The organism is Pseudomonas sp. IT-P218, assembly GCF_949767605.1.
Taxonomy (GTDB): domain Bacteria; phylum Pseudomonadota; class Gammaproteobacteria; order Pseudomonadales; family Pseudomonadaceae; genus Aquipseudomonas; species Aquipseudomonas putida_AE.
The window spans coordinates 1-208 of the sequence record NZ_CATKQQ010000094.1; the positions used below are offsets into that span (position 1 = coordinate 1).

General features: G+C 57.7%; 1 protein-coding gene. It reads left to right on the top strand.

The features are described 5' to 3' along the window. The coding region (locus ACM6I6_RS29050; protein ID WP_414921148.1) for a hypothetical protein at positions 1 to 208 on the top strand (208 nt) is incomplete at both ends.

Here is a 208-nt window from a genome sequence, read left to right on the forward strand (position 1 = left end):
AAGCAAATTGGCGTCAGCGAAGAAACGCTCGAATTTTCCTACGACCTGCTCGGCAGGTTGGTCCAGGAGACGACGGCTCAGGGCGCCTTGTCCTACGAATACGATCCACTGAGCAACCTCACCACCTTGACGTTGCCCACCGGCCAACACCTCAATCACCTGTACTACGGCAGCGGTCACCTGCACCAACTCAACCTCGACGGCCAAC